Origin of the sequence: Amycolatopsis anabasis, from assembly GCF_009765355.1 — a bacterium.
In the GTDB taxonomy this organism is placed as follows: Bacteria; Actinomycetota; Actinomycetes; order Mycobacteriales; family Pseudonocardiaceae; genus Amycolatopsis; species Amycolatopsis anabasis.
In genome coordinates, this window is sequence record NZ_VTHK01000169.1 from 1 (window position 1) to 980 (window position 980).

At 61.3% G+C, this 980-nt stretch carries 1 protein-coding gene; it reads left to right on the plus strand.

The genetic code is table 11. The features are described from left to right. The coding region (locus tag FXO23_RS50550) for a PHP domain-containing protein (protein ID WP_158896359.1) at nt 1–980 on the plus strand (980 nt) is incomplete at both ends.

Sequence of the window (980 nt, forward strand, 5' to 3'; positions counted from 1 at the left end):
TCTTTCGTCCACCTGCATGTCCACACCGAGTACTCGATGCTCGATGGTGCGGCGAAGATCGCTCCCTTGTTCGCGGAGGCGTCGCGGTTGGAGATGCCGGCGGTGGGGATGACCGACCACGGGAACATGTACGGGGCGGATCAGTTCTACCAGGAGGCGAAGAAGGCCGGGATCAAGCCGATCATCGGTATCGAGGCGTATATCGCGCCGGAGTCGCGGTTCACGAAGAAGCCGATCTTCTGGGGGCAGGCGAACCAGCGGGGTGCGGATGAGTTCGGTGAGGGCGGGGACGTTTCCGGTGGTGGTGCGTATACGCATATGACGATGCTGGCGGCGAATCCGACCGGGTTGCGGAATTTGTTCAAGTTGTCGTCGTTGGCGAGTTTGCAGGGGTATTACCGCAAGCCGCGGATGGACCGGGAGTTGATCGCGGAGAACCACGAGGGGATCATCGCGACGACGGGGTGTCCGTCGGGTGAGGTGCAGACCCGGTTGCGGTTGGGGCAGAAGGAAGCGGCGATTCAGGCGGCTTCGGATTACAAGGATATTTTCGGGGCGGACAACTTCTTTCTGGAGTTGATGGATCACGGGCTGCCGATTGAGCGGTCGGTGCGTGAGGGGTTGCTGGAGATCGGCAGGTTGCTGGATCTGCGGCCGTTGGCGACGAATGATTCGCATTATGTGACGAAGGATCAGGCGGATTCGCATTCGGCGTTGTTGTGTGTGCAGTCGGGGAAGACGCTGAATGATCCGAATCGGTTCAAGTTCGATGGTGATGGGTATTATCTGAAGTCCGCGGCGGAGATGCGGGAGTACTGGGACAAGGAGGTGCCCGGTGCGGCGGATTCGACGTTGTGGATCGCGGAGCGGGTGGAGTCGTACGAGGAGGTGTACACCCACCGGGACCGGTTGCCGATCTTCGAGGTGCCCGAGGGGCACGACCAGGCGTCCTGGCTGCGGCACGAGGTGCTGAAGGGCCT